A 16,108-nucleotide genomic window follows, 5' to 3' on the forward strand; every position below is an offset into this window, starting at 1 on the left:
TCCATGTTTGCCGTTTTCCGCGATCTCATCCGCTACAATATCGAATTCGCCATCGGGCTGATCCTGGTCGGGACGGTGGTGGTGTTTGCCTGCCTGAGCTTCTTCTCGCCGGTGGACCCGAGCCTGATCTACATGACCATCCCGGACCAGCCGCCTTCGGCGCAATACTGGTTCGGCACCAATTCGCGCGGCCAGGACATGTTCTGGCAGTTGTCCGCCGCGTTCCGGAACAGCCTAGCCTTCGGGCTGACCGTGGCGGTGCTGAGCCGGGTGATTTCCATCGCGGTGGGGCTGACGGCGGGGTATCTCGGCGGCTGGGTCGACCGGGTGCTGATGTTCATCAACGACATCTTCGTGGCAATTCCGATCTTCCCGGTGCTGGTGCTGTTCTATTTCGTGCTGCGCAACAACATGGACAGCCTGACGCTGGCGCTGATCATGGCCTGTTTCGGCTGGCCGTTTGACGCGCGGCTAATCCGTTCAGTGGCACTGGGGCTGAAGCATCGCGAATTCACCCGCCATGCCGTTTTTGCCGGGATGAGCACGCGCAAGATCCTGCTCGAAGAGCACCTGCCCTATGTGATGCCGATCGTATTCTCGACCTTCATGAACAACATGCTGTGGTCGATCGGGCTGGAGGTGACGCTGGCGGTGCTGGGGTTCACCAATATCAACAATCCCACCATCGGCACCGCGCTCTACTGGGCCAATTCGCATTCTGCCATGGTGGTGGGTGTGTGGTGGTGGATCACCATTCCGGTGATCCTGATGGTGATGACATTTATCGGCCTGTTCCTGCTGGCCATCTCGATGAACGAATATATAGACCCGCGCAGCCGGTTGCGCCGCATGGGAGCCTGAACCATGGCCGAAGAAAACGAAATCATTCTCGAGGTCGAGGGGCTCAAGGCCTATTACCAGATGAACTATTTCGGCGTCAGCCGGGAGGTTCGGGCCGTCGACGACATCACCGTGACCATGCGCAAGAACGAGGTCTATGGCATTGCCGGGGAAAGCTCCTCGGGCAAGACCAGCTTCATCAAGGTGCTGGCCGCCGCCATCCGCCCACCGCTGCGGGTGGTGGAAGGTACGGTAAAATACAATTTCAAGAACGGGCCCATCGATGTGGCCCATGCCACGCCGGAGCAGATTGAATCGGTACGCTGGAAGCACCTGAGCTACATCATGCAGGGCTCGATGAGCGTGCTCAACCCGGTGCGGCGGATCGGGCGGACCTTCCAGGACTTTGCGCAGCGCCCGCTGGGACTGACGGGGGCTGCGTTCGAGGAACGCGTGGTCAATCACCTGGCGCGGCTGAAGCTGCCAGCGGATGTGCTGCGCGCCTATCCGCACGAGCTTTCAGGGGGCATGCGGCAGCGCGTGACCATCGGGCTGGCGACGGTCTGCCACCCCGAATTCATCATTGCCGACGAGCCGACGACGGCGCTGGACGTGGTGGTGCAGAAGGAAGTGCTGAACCTGATCCGCGACATCCAGAAGGAAATGGGCGCCTCGGTGGTGTTCGTGACCCATGACATGAGCGTGCATGCCAATGTCGCCGACCGGGTGGGTATCATCTATGCCGGGCGGCTGGTCGAGGAAGGGCCGACGCGGCAGATGTTCTTTGCGCCCAAGCATCCCTATACGGCGCATCTGGTGGCGAGCCTGCCGCGCATTGGGGATACACAACAGCGCCCTGCCCTGGATGGTCGTCCGCCCAATCTGGCAGACCCGCCGCAGGGATGCCGGTTCCACCCGCGCTGTCCGCTGGCGGTGGACAAATGCCGGAAAGAGGTGCCGCCAATGGAACTGGTTGGTCCCGATCATCGCACCGCGTGCTGGCGCTGGCAGGACGTCAAGCCGCTGGTCAATGTGGCAGCACCGGCGGGAGTGATGGCATGACGACCCTGCTCGACATTCGCGACGTGTCCAAGCGCTTCACCATGGGCGGCCTGTTCGGCCGCAAGATTGTGGATGCGGTCATGGACGCCAATTTTTCGCTGAGCGCGGAAAAGCCGGAAATCTTCACCATTATCGGGGAGAGCGGTTCGGGAAAAACGACGCTAGCCCGCATGATCCTCGGGCTCGAGGACCCCACCAGCGGGGAAATCATGTTCCGCGGCGAAAAGGTGGACCGGCACGCTGGACGTGCCAAGCGGCTGGAATTCATGAGCCGGGTGCAGCCGGTGTTCCAGAACCCGTTCGAGGCCTTTAATCCGCTCAAGCAGATCGAGCGCTATCTCGAAAGTACGGCGCGGCGGTTCCTGGGCACGGGCGAGAAGGCGGTTATCGACAAGGCGATGGACGAGGCGCTGCAGAAGGTGGGGCTGAGCCTGGCGGAAGTGCGGGGGCGGTTTCCGCATGAAATGAGCGGCGGGCAATTGCAGCGCTGCGCCATTGCGCGGGCGCTGATCCCCAATCCGCCGCTGCTGATCGCCGACGAGCCGGTGTCGATGGTGGATGCGAGCCTGCGGATGAGCATCGTCAACCTGCTCAAGAGCCTGCGCGACGATCTCGGGGTCAGCGTGATCTATATCACCCATGATCTGGCGACGGCCTATTACATCTCCAACCGGCTGATCATCATGCAGCGCGGGCGGATCGTGGAAATGGGCGATGCGCGCACCGTGCTCGACAGTCCCGAACATCCCTATTCACGACTGCTCAAGGCCTCGGTGCTGTCGACCGACGATGCGGGGGCGGGCAAGCTCATCACCGACCCGGGCATGGTCGAGGCCGCCAATGACAGCATGGGCCAATCTGGCCGACTGGTGGAAAGGGCTGACGGACGCAGCGTGCGGGTCTATGAAGGGGCATGAGCGCACCCATATTTCGTGATCCTATTGAAGATGGCGCGGCGGACCCGGTGGTGGTGCGCCGCGAGGGCACTGACGAGTGGTGGATGTTTTACACCAGTCGCCGGGCCGGGGCCGAGGGCCCCCGATTCACCTGGATTCATGGATCGGCCATCGGGCTGGCGATGAGCGTGGATGGCGGCGCCAGCTGGCACTATCGCGGCACGATCGAGGGGCTGGATGCGCCCGGGGACGAAGGGCTCAATACGCATTGGGCCCCGGAGGTGATCTTTGCCGAGGGGCAATATCACATGTACCTGAGCTACATCACCGGCGTGCCGGATGACTGGCGCGGCATCCCCCGGACCATTACCCATTTCACCAGCGAGGACCTCATCCACTGGAAGCGGGTCGGGCCGCTGCAATTGTCGAGCAAGCGGGTGATCGACGCCTGCATTTATCACTGCCCGGATGGGCTTTGGCGTCTGTGGTACAAGGATGAAAGCGCCGGATCGAGCACCTGGAGCGCGGCAAGCAGCAATCTCTTCGACTGGCAGATCGAGGGACGCGTGCTAGCGGGATCGCCCTATGGCGATCCGCATGAGGGGCCCAATGTGTTCGAGCTGGGCGGGTATTTCTGGTTGATCGTGGACGAATGGCGCGGCCAGGGCGTCTATCGCTCGGACAATGCGCGGCTATGGACCCGCCAGGGGATCATCGGGAATGCGCCGGGTAGTCACGACATGGACCACCGCCTGGTCCGGCACGCCGATGTGGTGGCATTCAAGGATTATGCGGCGATCTTCTATTTCACCCATCCCGAATGGGACGAGCGCAGCCAGGCCGAAGGGCCACCCGATTTCAAGGCGCGACGGACGGCCATCCACCAGGGGCGGCTGAGTGTGGTGAATGGGGTGCTGATGCTGGATCGGGATGTGAAGGCCGGAGCCGGGTTGCTGGGCTGAAAGCGCCGACGCTGTCGAAATCGGGGCGGCCCGTTCGTCATGAAGGCAAAGCCCGGAGTATGCACGATGACCACTTTTACCGACGATGACCTGACGGCCTTTGCGGAAGCTGGCCCGCCTGCCCTGCCCGCAGGCGGCGGTTATATCTACCGCGACGGTGTCGGCCTCTGGTATGGCGATTATGGTGCCGGTCCAGCAGTGGTCATGGCTCATGGCGGGATGGGAAATGCCGGCAATTTCGGGCATCAGGTCCCGGCTCTGGTTGAGGCCGGGTATCGGGTGATCGCAGTGGACAGCCGTGGCCAGGGTCGCAGCGGCTGGGACGGCACGGCAATGTCCTACGCGCAATTTGCCGGCGACGTGCTGGCTGTGCTCGACCATCTCGGCGTCGAGAGGGCGGCGATCGTGGGTTGGAGCGACGGCGCCTGCACCGGGTTGGCGCTCGCAACATCAAATCCCGAGCGTGTATCCGGCGTGTTCTTCTTTGCCTGCAATGTCGATGGCACCGGCGTGTGGCCATTTGAAATGACCGACGTGATCGGCAATTGCCTCACGCGACACCAAAAGGACTATGCCGTCCTCTCCCCGGCACCGGATGGCTTCGAGGCAATGAGCGCGGCGCTGCAAGTCATGCAGGGAAGCCAGCCGAATTATAAGGGGAGCGATCTCAGGACGGTCAGCGTGCCGGTGACGGTTGCATGGGCCGCGAAAGACGAATTTATTCGCCCCGACCATGCTCGCTTTATCGCCGAGACCATCCCCGGCGCCCGACTGCTGGAGTTGCCAGGTGTCAGCCATTTTGCGCCCGTGCAGCGGCCGGAGGTCTTCAATGCGGCAGTACTGGATTTCCTGCGAAGCTTATCGGGCTGAGAGCCCTTTCGACCGCCGGCTTATGTCTCCGGTTTCCAGGTCGGGTCGGCTTCGCGTTTGAGCGGGGCCATCCGGGTGATGTCGTCGCCGCGGCGCATTGAGATGTTCATGCGGAAGGAATTGCCGATGCGTTCGGAGCGCTCGATGAAGAGCGCGGCAATGTCGGGCGGGCAGATTTCTGTCACTGTTTCGCGGAAGAGGCGCAGCCAGCGCATGAAATGGGCGTCGGAGAGTTCCGGGATGGCCATGTGCCTGGGCATGGGGCGGCCGGTGTAGCGGCCGGAGCCGAGGAGCATGGAACTCCAGAAATCGGTGATCTTGTCGAGATGGGATGGCCAGGCGGCCTCGGGAATGACCCGATTGAAGACCGGGCCGATGACATCGTCGCGCCGTGCGCGGGCGTAGAACTCATCGACCACGGCGCGGATCATGGCTTCGTCGAGGCCCTCGGGCGTCTCCCAACCGATGCGGTGGAGCCGGGTGCCGACGGGCGGGCGATCAGGCAGGGACAACGGCTATGGCCTTGATGGAATAGGAGCAGCGGCGGCCGCCCGCCACGATATGGTCCTGCCGCTCGATAGCGACTTCGGGACCGAGCACCGTGCGAAAGACCTCCAGTTCGGCGCGGCAAAAACCCTGGCAGGCGGCGGCAGCGGCGCAAATGGGACAGTGATTTTCGACCAGCAGCAGGGAGCCGTCGGGTTGCTCGCTCCAGGCCGCCATATAGCCCTCCTGGCTGCGCAGATCGGCAAGGGCCGCGACACGGGATTTCAAGTCCGGCGCGGGTGCAAGTGCGGCCTCATAGGCCGCGCGGGTCTCGACCTCGCGCACGGCGATGATGGCATCGAGCGCCCCCTCGCCCAGCTGGTTGCGGACAATGTCGAGCAATTGCACGGTCAGAGCGGCGTGGGTATCGGGGAAACGGGCTTGGGCCGCCGGGGTGAGGCTCCAGAGCTGGGTCGGGCGACCGACGCCGGCCGAGGCGCTGCGGGCCTCCACCAGGCCCTCCTCGGCCAGCCGCAAAAGCTGCTGGCGGGCCGCCTCGCTGGTGGTTCCCAGCTTATTCCCCAGAGCGGCAGCGGAGAGCGAACCCTGCATCTTCAGCGCCATGAGAATGCGGTCGCCGGGACTGCGCGGCGACCAGCTGGTGTTTTCCAAGCCTGAGCTTGACATATCTGCGGAAAGGGTTTTCAAAGCCATTGCTTGGAAATTAACCCGGCTTCGCTCAACTTGCAAGCCGGTGCTGAAAGGACCTTCGACATGACCTTCTCGCTCCCCACCCTGCCCTACGCCCCCGCCGCCCTTGCCGAACGCGGCATGAGCCAGGAAACGCTGGAACTGCACCATGGCAAGCACCACCAGGCCTACGTGACAGCGCTGAACGGTTTCGTCGAGAAGAACCCTGACCTCGCCGGCAAGTCTCTCGAGGAAATCGTGGCCTTTGCCAAGGACAGGCCGGATCTTGCTCCTGTGTTCAATAATGCCGGCCAGCACTGGAACCACCTGCATTTCTGGCAGGCGCTGAGCCCCAATGGTGGTGCGTTGCCGGGCAAGCTGGAAGCCAAGATCGTGGAAGACTTTGGTTCGGTGGATGCATTCAAGGACAGCTTCAAGACCGCCGCCACCACCCAGTTCGGCTCCGGTTGGGCATGGCTGGTGCTGGGCAATGACGGCAAGCTCAAGACCACCAAGACCCCGAACGGGTCAAATCCGCTGGCCACTGGCGAGGGCAAGGTGCTGTTGGGGCTGGATGTGTGGGAGCATTCCTACTATGTCGATTTCCGCAATCGCCGCCCGGACTATGTGAGCAACTTCCTCGACAAGCTGGCGAATTATGAGTTTGCAGAAGCCAATCTGGGATGAGCCAAGTCTATCTTGCAGATGGCCAGAGGTCAGAAGCGACAGATACTATATTGGAGCGTGTGAGCGCGTGGCGCATTCCCTCCCAACCTCTCCCGTCAAGGGGGAGGAGCCGGCGCAGTGGTTGCCATCAAATGTTGTCCACGCGTTTGCTCCACCAAGAAACAAGCGATAATGACTTCCTTTATGCCCGATTTCGAGCTTCCCGATACCATGGCCCTGCGGCCGCTGCGCCGGCCCAGTGTCAGCGACGCGGAATTTCGTGCGGCCATGTCGGGGCTGGCTTCGGCCGTGCATGTGGTGACGGCGCGGCGTGGCGACGAGCGTGTGGGCCGGACGGCCACCTCGGTGCTGTCGCTATCGGCACAGCCACCGACCATCCTCGTATCGATCGACATTGTCAGCCGCCTGGCTGACCTTGTCGCCAAGACCGGCGGCTTTTCGCTGGCCATGCTGTCAAATGACCAGAAGGCGGTCGCGGACGCCTTTGCGGGACAGGTGCCGCCGGAAGAACGCTTCACGCTGGGCCATTGGGACGCCTGGCCTTCCGGGCATCCGAAATTGCGCGACGCCGTCACGGTGCTCGATTGCGAGGTGATCGGCGCCATGGAAACCGGCACCCATGTGCTGTTTGCCGGTGCTATCATCGAGGCGGAAACCGATGACGGACGCAGCCCGCTGATGTGGCACCGGCATGGCTATCGTGAGCTGGGCGGGGTCGACTGACGCACGGCGTGGTGCCAGACTGGCAGGCAGGCCGGCAACGATTTGCCGCCATTCCACGTTCAACCCGGATAACGGGGACTGATCCTTGCCACGCTATTATTTTCACTACCGCACCGAAGAAGCCCTGATCCGAGACGACCGGGGTAGCGAGCACGAGAGCCTGGAGGCTGCGGAGCAATCAGCGGCCGAAATGGGTCGTGCAATCATCGAGAAGGTAGCTGGCGAAGGCGGCGAGATCGATGCGCCGCGCTCCATCGAGATCACCGACGCCAAGGGCCAGGACCTGCTCTATGTGGTGTTCTGGGCCGGGCCCAAGGTCGGGGACGGACCGGCTACGCCCATCGAGCCCGCTACCGTGCATTGAAAAGGCCGCCTGGAGGTGGGCACAAAAATGGCGGCCTTTCGGCCGCCATGGAAACCTCGAAACTCAACGCACTTGAAGATCAGAACTGCATGCCTGCGAGCACCGTCACGGCAAAGCCGACGAAGAGCGCGGCGGCGAGCGCCGTGTAGGATGCGTACTGCGATAGCTTGGGCATGGATGCACCTGCGTTTGAACCTGACGATAGACTACCACGTTAGTAGGGTTTAACAAGCCGTAAACTATTGCGGCGATGGCGTGGCAGGAAACGCTTTGCCTGATTGTGACGTTCCCATGAAATAAGCTGCTCCGGCTGGACTTCGACGAGCGCCGAGCGCTGCCCGTCCGGATTTTCCCGCGCTCAACATTCTGCCGCCCGAGCGGTGCAGACAGTGTCATCTGCTGCGCCTAAGGTATTGTCTGCGAGTCACGGGAGCACGGCATGACCACTGCAGTTGCGGCGCATTATCTGGAACAGGCGCGAACCAGGGCAAGCAAGGATGCAAGCCTGCTGCTGCTGCTGACCAGTGCGATAAAAGCCATAGACGCAGATGACCTGGCCACACACGAACCCGCCGGGCTGATCGAGGCGCTGGTTACCAGCCATGAGCGCGTGATCACAGGCCGCGTGGACGCGACGCGCGTGCTCGCGACGCCGCCCAGGGAAGCAGGTGGGCCGCTGATCCTCGACATCATCAGCCCCGACATGCCCTTCATCGTAGACAGCGCGCTGGCGGCACTGCGATCGTTGGGGGGAGCCATACGGTTGTTTGCCCATCCGGTACTGCATGTTGCCAATGGCCGGGTGGTAGCCGAAGGAGGCACGGCGGTCAGCATGTTGCATATCCAGAGCGACCCGGTGGCCGACCCCGAGGCACTGGTGGCCGAACTGGAGGCGACTCTGCGCGATGTGGCCAATGCCGTGGCCGACTGGCAGCCCATGCTCGAACGGGTGCGGCGCGCCGCGGCGGGACTCGAGGTACTCAAACCTGCGCAAAGGGACGAGGCGGAGCGGTTCATCGAATGGCTGACCGAGCATAATTTTACGTTTCTGGGCCTGCGCGAATATCGGCTGGAGGGAGAAGGGCTGGTGCCGCGCGCGGACACGGGCCTGGGCATATTGCGCGACGACGCCCTTCGCGTGCTGCGCAGCGGGCCGCATTTTGTCGAAAGCACACCGGAACTGGTAGCCTTCATCAACGGGCCCGAGCCATTGCTGGTGACCAAGGCCAATGTGCGGTCGCGCGTGCATCGGCGGGCGCATATGGATTATGTGGGGATCAAGCTGTTCGGGACGGACGGGCAGGCCTGTGGCGAGTTGCGGGTAGTGGGGCTCTTTACGGCCCAGGCCCAGGCAACGCCCCATACCGAAGTGCCGATCATCCGCCGCAAGATCGCGGAAGTGATGCGACATTCCGGCGTCGACCCGCTGGGCCATGCCGGGCGGACGCTGCTGGGGGCGCTCGACGCGCATCCACGCGACGAGCTGTTCCAGATCGACACCGCGCAACTGGCCGAATTCGCCGAGGCTATTGCGGGACTTTACGACCGGCCACGTGTGCGAGTGCTGCCGCGAACCGACCGGTTCGACAATTTCGTCTCCATCCTCGTCTATGTGCCGCGCGACCGCTATGACGGGGCGGTGCGCGCCAGGATCACCCGCTATCTCGCCGACATTTTCGACGGGCGCGTCTCGGCCTATTATCCGCATTTTCCCGAGGGTGAATTGGTGCGCCTGCACGTCATCATCGGGCGCAATGGCGGAGCAACGCCGCAGCCGGACCGTCGGGCGCTGGAAACCGGCGTCGAGGCCCTCACCCACGACTTCTCCGACATGCTGATGGCGGCGGCGGCGGAGCCAGGGGCGGTCAATGACTGGAAACAGGCGTTTTCAGGCGCCTACCAGAGCCGCAACGATGCCGAGGCGGCGCTGCGCGATATTGGGGTGTTTCGGACCCTGGGCGATGATGGCATCGCCATTCGCCTCGCCCCTCGCAGCGGCGCCGATGGCGCGCTGGGCCTCAAATTCTATCACGAAGGCACGGCCATTCCTCTGTCGGATCGGGTGCCCATGCTGGAGCATTTCGGCTTTCGCGTCATTGACGAGCGGACCTATACCATCGTGCCGCGCGATGGGGTGGAGCGCTATCTCCACGACATGGTGGTGGAACTGGGTGAGGACACTAGCCTGGACGCATTGGAGCGCGCGCCCGATATCGAGGCCGGGCTGCTGGCCGTGTGGGCCGGGGAGGCCGAGAGCGACCAGCTCAACTCGCTGGTCACACTGGCAGGCCTGGGCTGGCGCGATGCGGCGCTGCTGCGGGCGCTGTCGCGTTATCTCCGGCAGGTGGGGACATCATACTCGCAGCGCTATATCGCGCAGGTGATGGTGACGCAGAGCGCTGCGGCACGGGGACTGATTGACCTGTTTGCCGCCCTGCACGACCCGTCGGTGGACGACCGCGAAGGCGTGGCGGATGCGGCGCGGGCCGCTATTGCCGGCCAGCTCGACCAGATATCTTCGCTGGACGAGGACACCATTGTGCGCCGGTTCCAGAACCTTATCGAGGCCTCGCTGCGCACCAATGCCTGGCAGCAGGACCCCAAGGGGGCACAACGCCCAGCGCTGGCGATCAAGTTCGACAGCAGCCGGATCGAGGGCATGGTGGCACCCCGACCCTATCGGGAAATCTCGGTCTATTCGCCGCGTGTCGAAGGCGTACACCTGCGCTTTGGCCCCATTGCCCGTGGCGGCATCCGCTGGTCGGACCGGCCGGAGGATTTCCGCACCGAAGTGCTGGGGCTGGTCAAGGCGCAGCAGGTCAAGAATGCGGTAATCGTGCCGGTGGGCGCCAAGGGCGGTTTCGTGCCCAAGCGGCTGACTGCGGGAATGGCGCGTGACGCCTACATGGCCGAGGGCAAAGCCAGCTACAAGGTGTTCATCGGAGCGCTGCTGGACGTGACCGACAATCTGATGGCGGGCGAAGTGATCCCGCCGGAAGAGACAGTGCGGCGGGATGGCGACGACCCCTATCTGGTGGTGGCGGCGGACAAGGGCACGGCGAGCTTCTCGGACCTAGCTAACTCCATCGCCACGGGGCGCGGCTACTGGCTGGGCGACGCCTTCGCCTCGGGCGGGTCGGCAGGCTATGACCACAAGAAGATGGGCATTACCGCGCGGGGCGGCTGGGAGGCGGTGAAGCGGCATTTCCGCGAGATGGACCGCGATATCCAGGAAGAGCCCTTCACAGTGGCCGGCGTGGGCGACATGAGCGGCGACGTGTTCGGAAATGGCATGCTGCTCTCGCCCCAAACCCGGCTCGTGGCGGCTTTCGACCACCGCGACATCTTCATCGATCCCTATCCGGATCCCGGAGCCAGCCATGCCGCGCGGGAGCGGCTATTCAAGTTGCCTCGCTCCAGTTGGCAGGACTATGAGAAGGGCCTGATCTCGCAGGGCGGCGGTGTGTTTTCGCGATCGCTCAAGTCCATTCCGCTCAGCGCCGAGATGCGCAGGCTGCTGGGGATCGACAAGGACGCGGCGGCGCCGGCCGAGGTGATGAAGGCGATCCTCATGGCGCCGGTGGACCTGCTGTGGTTCGGCGGCATCGGCACCTATATCAAGGCGGCCGAGGAGGACGATGCGTCCGTTGGTGACCGCGCCAATGACGCGATCCGCGTCAATGCGGCGGAGGTGCGCGCCAAGGTAGTCGGCGAAGGCGCAAATCTGGGCGTGACGCAGCGCGGGCGCGTGGCCTACGCACTCAAGGGCGGACGCATCAATAGTGATGCCATCGACAATTCGGCCGGCGTCAATTCGTCGGACCTTGAGGTCAATATCAAGATCGCGCTGGCGCCGGTGGTGGCTTCGGGACAATTGGGCCTTGAGCAGCGCAACGCTTTCCTTGTCACCATGACCGAGGAAGTGGCGGCGCTGTGCCTGAGAAACAACTACCTGCAGACCCTGGCCATCTCGCTGGCCGAGCGCGCGGGGCTGGCAGAACTGCCGGATCATCGCGTGCTGATCGAAGGGCTGGAAGCGCGGGGGCTGCTCAACCGCAAGGTGGAATTCCTGCCCAGCGATGCGGTACTCGACGCCCGCGCTGCCGAAGGCAAGGGGCTGGCGCGACCGGAGCTGGCGGTGATCCTGGCCTATGCCAAGCTGACGCTATTCGATGATCTGCTGGGTGGGACAGCCATCGACGATCCCTATCTGGCGGGGGAATTGTTCCGCTATTTCCCGGAAACGCTGCATCGGAGCTATCCCGAAGCGGTTGAGAGCCACCGGCTGCGGCGCGAGGTGATCGCCACGGTTCTGGCCAATGCGATGATCAATCGCGGCGGCCCAGCCTTCGTTTCCGAGTTGACCGCGGCGACCAGTGCCAGCGCCGGCGAAGTCGCGCTGGCCTTTGCCGCAGTGCGTGACGCCTATGGACTAAGCGGGCTCAATGCCGAAATCGACGCGCTGGACGGGCAGGTGCCGGGGGCCGTGCAACTGGCGCTCTATGCTCAGGTGGAGGCGCTGCTGCGCCAGGAAGCCCTGTGGTTTCTGCGCAATGGATCGGTGACCGAAGGCCTCGCCGGGCTGGTCGCTCGGCATAGCGAGGGCGTCAGGCAATTGGCGGCTGCCGAGGGTCTTCTGCCCGAGGATCAGCGGCGGGCGCTGGAGGTGCGGATCAGCGGGCTGATCGCCCATGGCGTCCCCGAAGGGCTGGCGCGGCGGATTGGTGAGTTGCCCTTTCTCAGCCATGCCAGCGATATCGTGCTGGTGGCGGAACGCTGCAGGGTCGAAACGCTGGGTGCCGCAAAGGCGTTTTTCGGCGTCGCGGGGCTGTTCGACCTGTTCCGCATCATCGAGGAAGGGCGCGCCATCGTCCTGGGCGACCGGTTCGACCGCATGGCGCTCGACCGGGCGCTCGCCAATTTGATGCGGGCGTTGCGCGATCTGACCGCCGATGTGCTGTCGGTGGGGGGCGTAGACGATTTCGTTGCGCAGCGCTCGGTTGCCACGGCGCGCAGCGTCGCAGCGATCGGGGAACTGACGGAAGGCAATATCACGGTGTCGCGGCTGAGCGTGGCGGCAGGCCTGCTGGCAGACCTGGCGCGGGAAGGGTAACGTCTGGACTGTGAACGCCCCTCACCCGTCTCGGCCTTGGGCGATCCGCCCTCTCCCACAAGCGGCGAGGGTGACTGCCGATGGCCGCTGGGTCTACCCGAAAGTCGGACTTGTATGGCTGATGCGGCTGGGGCTTTTGGATGCCAGCAATGGAGACCTGCCGATGATCGATCTTGCCCAGTGGCTGACGACCCAGACAAATGACACAGAGCTTGCCAGCGTCATCGCTTCCATGGCCGATGCCGGGGCGGAACTGGCGGCCGTGCTGCGCGCGGCGCCCATTACCGGACAGATCGGGCTGGCCGGGTCGGAAAACGTGCAGGGCGAGGCGCAGAAGGCGCTCGACGTGATCTCGAACGACATTGTTTTGAATCACTTGCGGCAAAACCCGGCCATTTCGATTCTGATATCCGAAGAGCTGGATGAAGCTGTTGATATCTCGAGTCAGGGCCGGTTCATTCTGGCGACCGACCCTTTGGACGGATCTTCAAATCTGGACGTAAACGTCACTGTGGGCACGATTTTTTCGGTTCTGCCCAGCGCTGGCGGGCTGTTGCAGAAGGGCCGCGCGCAGGTGGCGGCCGGCTATGTCGCCTACGGCCCGGCAACGAGCCTGGTGGTGCGGATCGCGAGGGAAACCAGCGTCTTCACGCTCGACAATGACCGGCACTGGCAGCAGACCATGGCGGCGGCGAGTGTGCCGGAGGCCTCAGGGGAATTCGCCATCAACACGGCGCGCGAACGCTTCTGGGATGCGGCAACGAGCGGCTATGTGAAGGAGAGCGTGGCCGGGGAGAGCGGGCCTGCGGGCAAGCGCTATAATATGCGCTGGGTGGGATCGATGGTGGCCGACATCCATCGCATCCTGATGCGTGGCGGCATCTTCCTTTATCCGCTCGACAGCGAGACGATGAGCAAAGGCGGACGGTTGCGGCTACTCTATGAAGCCAATCCAATGGCCTGGCTGGTGGAGGGCGCCGGCGGGCGTTCGACGACGGGGCGGCAGGGAATGCTGGAGGTCGAGCCGACCGGTATCCATCAGCGGGTGCCGGTGATCCTGGGGTCGGCGGATGAGGTGAAAAGGGTAGAGGATTGGTACGGGCGGGTGTGAAGCTCCCCAATCAACCTTCCCCTGAGAGAGGGAGGAGCCGCACCGCGATGGCGGCAACACCGATGTCATCGACAGGGTTTGCAACGTTGCTATCGTTTGGATAGAACCCAGGCGAGATGAGCCGGTGAGTGGTTTTCACCGGAAGGGAGCCAGCATGAGCCACGACGCAACCGCCCTGCCTGCCACCAATAGGGGCGCCTGGCAGAGCCGACCGTTCCACCGCCAATATCTTATGATGCAGGCGAGCCGGCTGTTCGACTTCTTCGAGGCGGCGTCCATCAATCCCAAGGGCGGGTTCTTCGAGCTTTCCGATGAGGGGCAGGCGATGTCGCCGGAAAACGGCCTGCGCCAGATTCACGTCACGGCCCGCATGATCCACTGTGCCACGATCGGCAGCCTCATCGGGCGGCCCGGCTCGGACGAGATCGTGGATCATGGCATGCGCTATTTGTGGGAAAAGCACCGGGACCAGCGCCATGGGGGCTATGTCTGGTCGCTCGATGACAATGGCTATGTCGATGACAGCAAGCAGGCCTATGGCCATGCCTTTGTGCTGCTGGCCGGCTCGAGCGCCAAACTGGTGGGGCACCCGATGGCCGACCAGGTGATTGCGGACGCCACCGAGGTGATCGAGCGCCGCTTCTGGGACGACAAGGCTGGCGCCGTGCGCGAGGAATTCGCCAATGATTGGCGGCAGATCAGCACCTATCGCGGCCAGAACTCCAACATGCACCTGACCGAGGCGCTGATGGCCGCCTATGAGGCGACGGGGAAAACGGACTATCTCAAGAAGGCGACGCGCATTGCCGACCTGATCATCAATCGCAATGCGGCTAGGCTCGACTATCGCGTGGCCGAGCACTTCCACGAGGACTGGCGCCTCGACAAGGACTATGTGGGGTCCGAGATGTTCCGCCCTTCGGGCACCACGCCCGGCCATGCGCTGGAATGGTCGCGTCTCTTGTTCCAGCTGTTCGTGCTGTGCCGCAAGGAGCACAGCTGGATGACCGAGAGCGCCAGGGGCCTGTTCCGCCAGGCCATCGAACTGGGCTGGGACAAACAGCATGGCGGGTTCTTCTATACGCTGGACTGGAACAACCGGCCGATCATGCGCGAAAAGCTGTGGTGGCCGGTGGCAGAGGCGATCGGCGCGGCCGCCTATATCGGCGCCCATGACCATGACGACTTTTTCCAACTTTGGTACCGCAGGCTCTGGGATTTTGCCGAGAACCACGTCATCGACCATGTGCGTGGCGGCTGGCATAGCGAACTGACCGAGCAACTGGTGCCGACGTCGCGCCTGTTTGTGGGCAAACCGGACCTCTATCACGCGCTCCAGGCGTGCCTCATTCCGCTCTATCCGGCGACCGGCAGCCTGACGCAGGGAATTATCGAGGCAGACCACCCCAAACGGCTCTAAGCTTTTGTAATGTCGCCGGCACGCAGGCAGCAGTTCAACCAATGCGTGTCTCCCGCGTTGCGGTTCCAGAACACGGAGAATGAGCAATGGCATTTCTGGACGGCAAGGTCGCACTGGTAACGGGCGCGGGGTCGGGGATCGGCAAGGCAACTGCCTTGAAGCTGGCGCGCGAGGGCGCGGCGGTGGTGGTCATGAGCCGGACACGAGCGGAAGTAGAGGCGACGGCCTCCGAAATCGAGCAGGCGGGCGGCAAGGCCAAGGCCATCACGGCCGACGTGACCGATGACGCGGCCATGAAGGCGCTGGTGGCCGAGACGCTGGGCCATTACGGGCGGCTCGACATCGTGGTGGCGAATGCCGGGATCAACGGCGTCTGGGCGCCGATTGAAGACCTGATGCCGGAGGAGTGGGACAAGACTATCGCGGTTAATCTGCGCGGCACCTATCTCACCATCCATCATGCCGTTCCGGCGCTGGAAGCCGCAGGCGGTGGCGCCATTGTGGTGGTCTCTTCCATCAACGGCACGCGCACTTTCACCACGCCGGGGGCCAGCGCCTATTCGGCAACCAAGGCGGGCCAATTGGCGATGGTGCAGCAATTGGCGCTGGAACTGGGGCGGCGCAAGATCCGCATCAACGCCGTGTGCCCGGGCGCCATCGAGAGCTCGATCAAGGACAGTACGGAGCACAGGAACAGAGAAAAATCGGGCATTCCCGTGCATTTTCCCGAGGGTGACATTCCCCTGACCGGTGGCGCCAAAGGCAAGGCCGCCGACGTTGCCGACGTCATTGCGTTCCTGGTTTCAGACGCGGCACGGCATGTCACCGGGAGCCCGGTGTGGATCGATGGAGGGCAGAGTTTGCTGCGCTAGCCAGCTTGCGCA

Annotated in this window: 14 protein-coding genes; 12 read left to right on the forward strand and 2 right to left on the reverse strand. The window is 63.5% G+C overall.

The window, feature by feature from the left end; translation table 11 throughout:
• Positions 1-3: 3 nt before the first annotated feature.
• From ACXYMS_RS06260 to ACXYMS_RS06280, 5 genes are all read left to right on the forward strand, one after another.
• Positions 4-861: an ABC transporter permease gene (locus tag ACXYMS_RS06260; protein WP_458904677.1), complete on the forward strand. Its 858-nt coding sequence runs from the start codon at positions 4-6 to the stop codon at positions 859-861.
• Between the two features lie 3 nt (positions 862-864).
• Positions 865-1,902, forward strand: coding sequence for an ABC transporter ATP-binding protein (locus ACXYMS_RS06265; protein ID WP_458904679.1), 1,038 nt, complete (start codon positions 865-867; stop codon positions 1,900-1,902).
• Entirely contained in the window at positions 1,899-2,819 is a 921-nt protein-coding gene (locus ACXYMS_RS06270; RefSeq protein ID WP_458904681.1) for an ABC transporter ATP-binding protein, read from the forward strand. The genes ACXYMS_RS06265 and ACXYMS_RS06270 overlap by 4 nt, the downstream gene beginning before the upstream one ends.
• Complete coding sequence (locus tag ACXYMS_RS06275) at positions 2,816-3,760, forward strand: hypothetical protein (protein WP_458904683.1); 945 nt, start codon at positions 2,816-2,818, stop codon at positions 3,758-3,760. The genes ACXYMS_RS06270 and ACXYMS_RS06275 overlap by 4 nt, the downstream gene beginning before the upstream one ends.
• A gap of 66 nt (positions 3,761-3,826) precedes the next feature.
• Entirely contained in the window at positions 3,827-4,630 is an 804-nt protein-coding gene (locus ACXYMS_RS06280; RefSeq protein WP_458904685.1) for an alpha/beta fold hydrolase, read from the forward strand.
• A gap of 20 nt (positions 4,631-4,650) precedes the next feature.
• On the opposite strand, the gene ACXYMS_RS06285 is transcribed toward ACXYMS_RS06280, so the two are convergent.
• Both ACXYMS_RS06285 and ACXYMS_RS06290 read right to left on the reverse strand, forming a co-directional pair.
• Positions 4,651-5,142 carry a group III truncated hemoglobin gene (locus ACXYMS_RS06285; protein WP_458904687.1) on the reverse strand — a complete coding sequence of 164 codons (492 nt, stop codon included), beginning with the start codon at positions 5,140-5,142 and terminating at the stop codon, positions 4,651-4,653.
• A complete protein-coding gene (locus ACXYMS_RS06290; protein WP_458904688.1) occupies positions 5,129-5,803 on the reverse strand; it encodes a helix-turn-helix transcriptional regulator in 675 nt (224 codons plus the stop codon). Before ACXYMS_RS06290 ends, ACXYMS_RS06285 begins: the two co-directional genes overlap by 14 nt.
• A gap of 87 nt (positions 5,804-5,890) precedes the next feature.
• Here ACXYMS_RS06290 and ACXYMS_RS06295 point away from each other — a divergent pair, with 87 nt between their 5' ends.
• The 7 genes from ACXYMS_RS06295 to ACXYMS_RS06325 all read left to right on the forward strand — a co-directional run bounded on the left by ACXYMS_RS06295 (position 5,891) and on the right by ACXYMS_RS06325 (position 16,096).
• Positions 5,891-6,493: a superoxide dismutase gene (locus tag ACXYMS_RS06295; protein WP_458904690.1), complete on the forward strand. Its 603-nt coding sequence runs from the start codon at positions 5,891-5,893 to the stop codon at positions 6,491-6,493.
• A gap of 171 nt (positions 6,494-6,664) precedes the next feature.
• A complete protein-coding gene (locus ACXYMS_RS06300; protein WP_458904692.1) occupies positions 6,665-7,216 on the forward strand; it encodes a flavin reductase family protein in 552 nt (183 codons plus the stop codon).
• 85 nt (positions 7,217-7,301) lie between these two features.
• Positions 7,302-7,580, forward strand: coding sequence for a DUF6894 family protein (locus ACXYMS_RS06305; protein ID WP_458904693.1), 279 nt, complete (start codon positions 7,302-7,304; stop codon positions 7,578-7,580).
• 439 nt (positions 7,581-8,019) lie between these two features.
• Positions 8,020-12,693: an NAD-glutamate dehydrogenase gene (locus ACXYMS_RS06310; protein ID WP_458904694.1), complete on the forward strand. Its 4,674-nt coding sequence runs from the start codon at positions 8,020-8,022 to the stop codon at positions 12,691-12,693.
• A 163-nt stretch (positions 12,694-12,856) separates the two neighbouring features.
• Positions 12,857-13,804, forward strand: coding sequence for a class 1 fructose-bisphosphatase (locus tag ACXYMS_RS06315; RefSeq protein ID WP_458904696.1), 948 nt, complete (start codon positions 12,857-12,859; stop codon positions 13,802-13,804).
• Between the two features lie 154 nt (positions 13,805-13,958).
• Positions 13,959-15,224: an AGE family epimerase/isomerase gene (locus tag ACXYMS_RS06320; RefSeq protein ID WP_458904698.1), complete on the forward strand. Its 1,266-nt coding sequence runs from the start codon at positions 13,959-13,961 to the stop codon at positions 15,222-15,224.
• An 86-nt stretch (positions 15,225-15,310) separates the two neighbouring features.
• Positions 15,311-16,096: an SDR family oxidoreductase gene (locus ACXYMS_RS06325; RefSeq protein WP_458904699.1), complete on the forward strand. Its 786-nt coding sequence runs from the start codon at positions 15,311-15,313 to the stop codon at positions 16,094-16,096.
• Positions 16,097-16,108 lie beyond the last annotated feature (12 nt).

This window comes from Devosia sp. CAU 1758 (genome assembly GCF_054482695.1).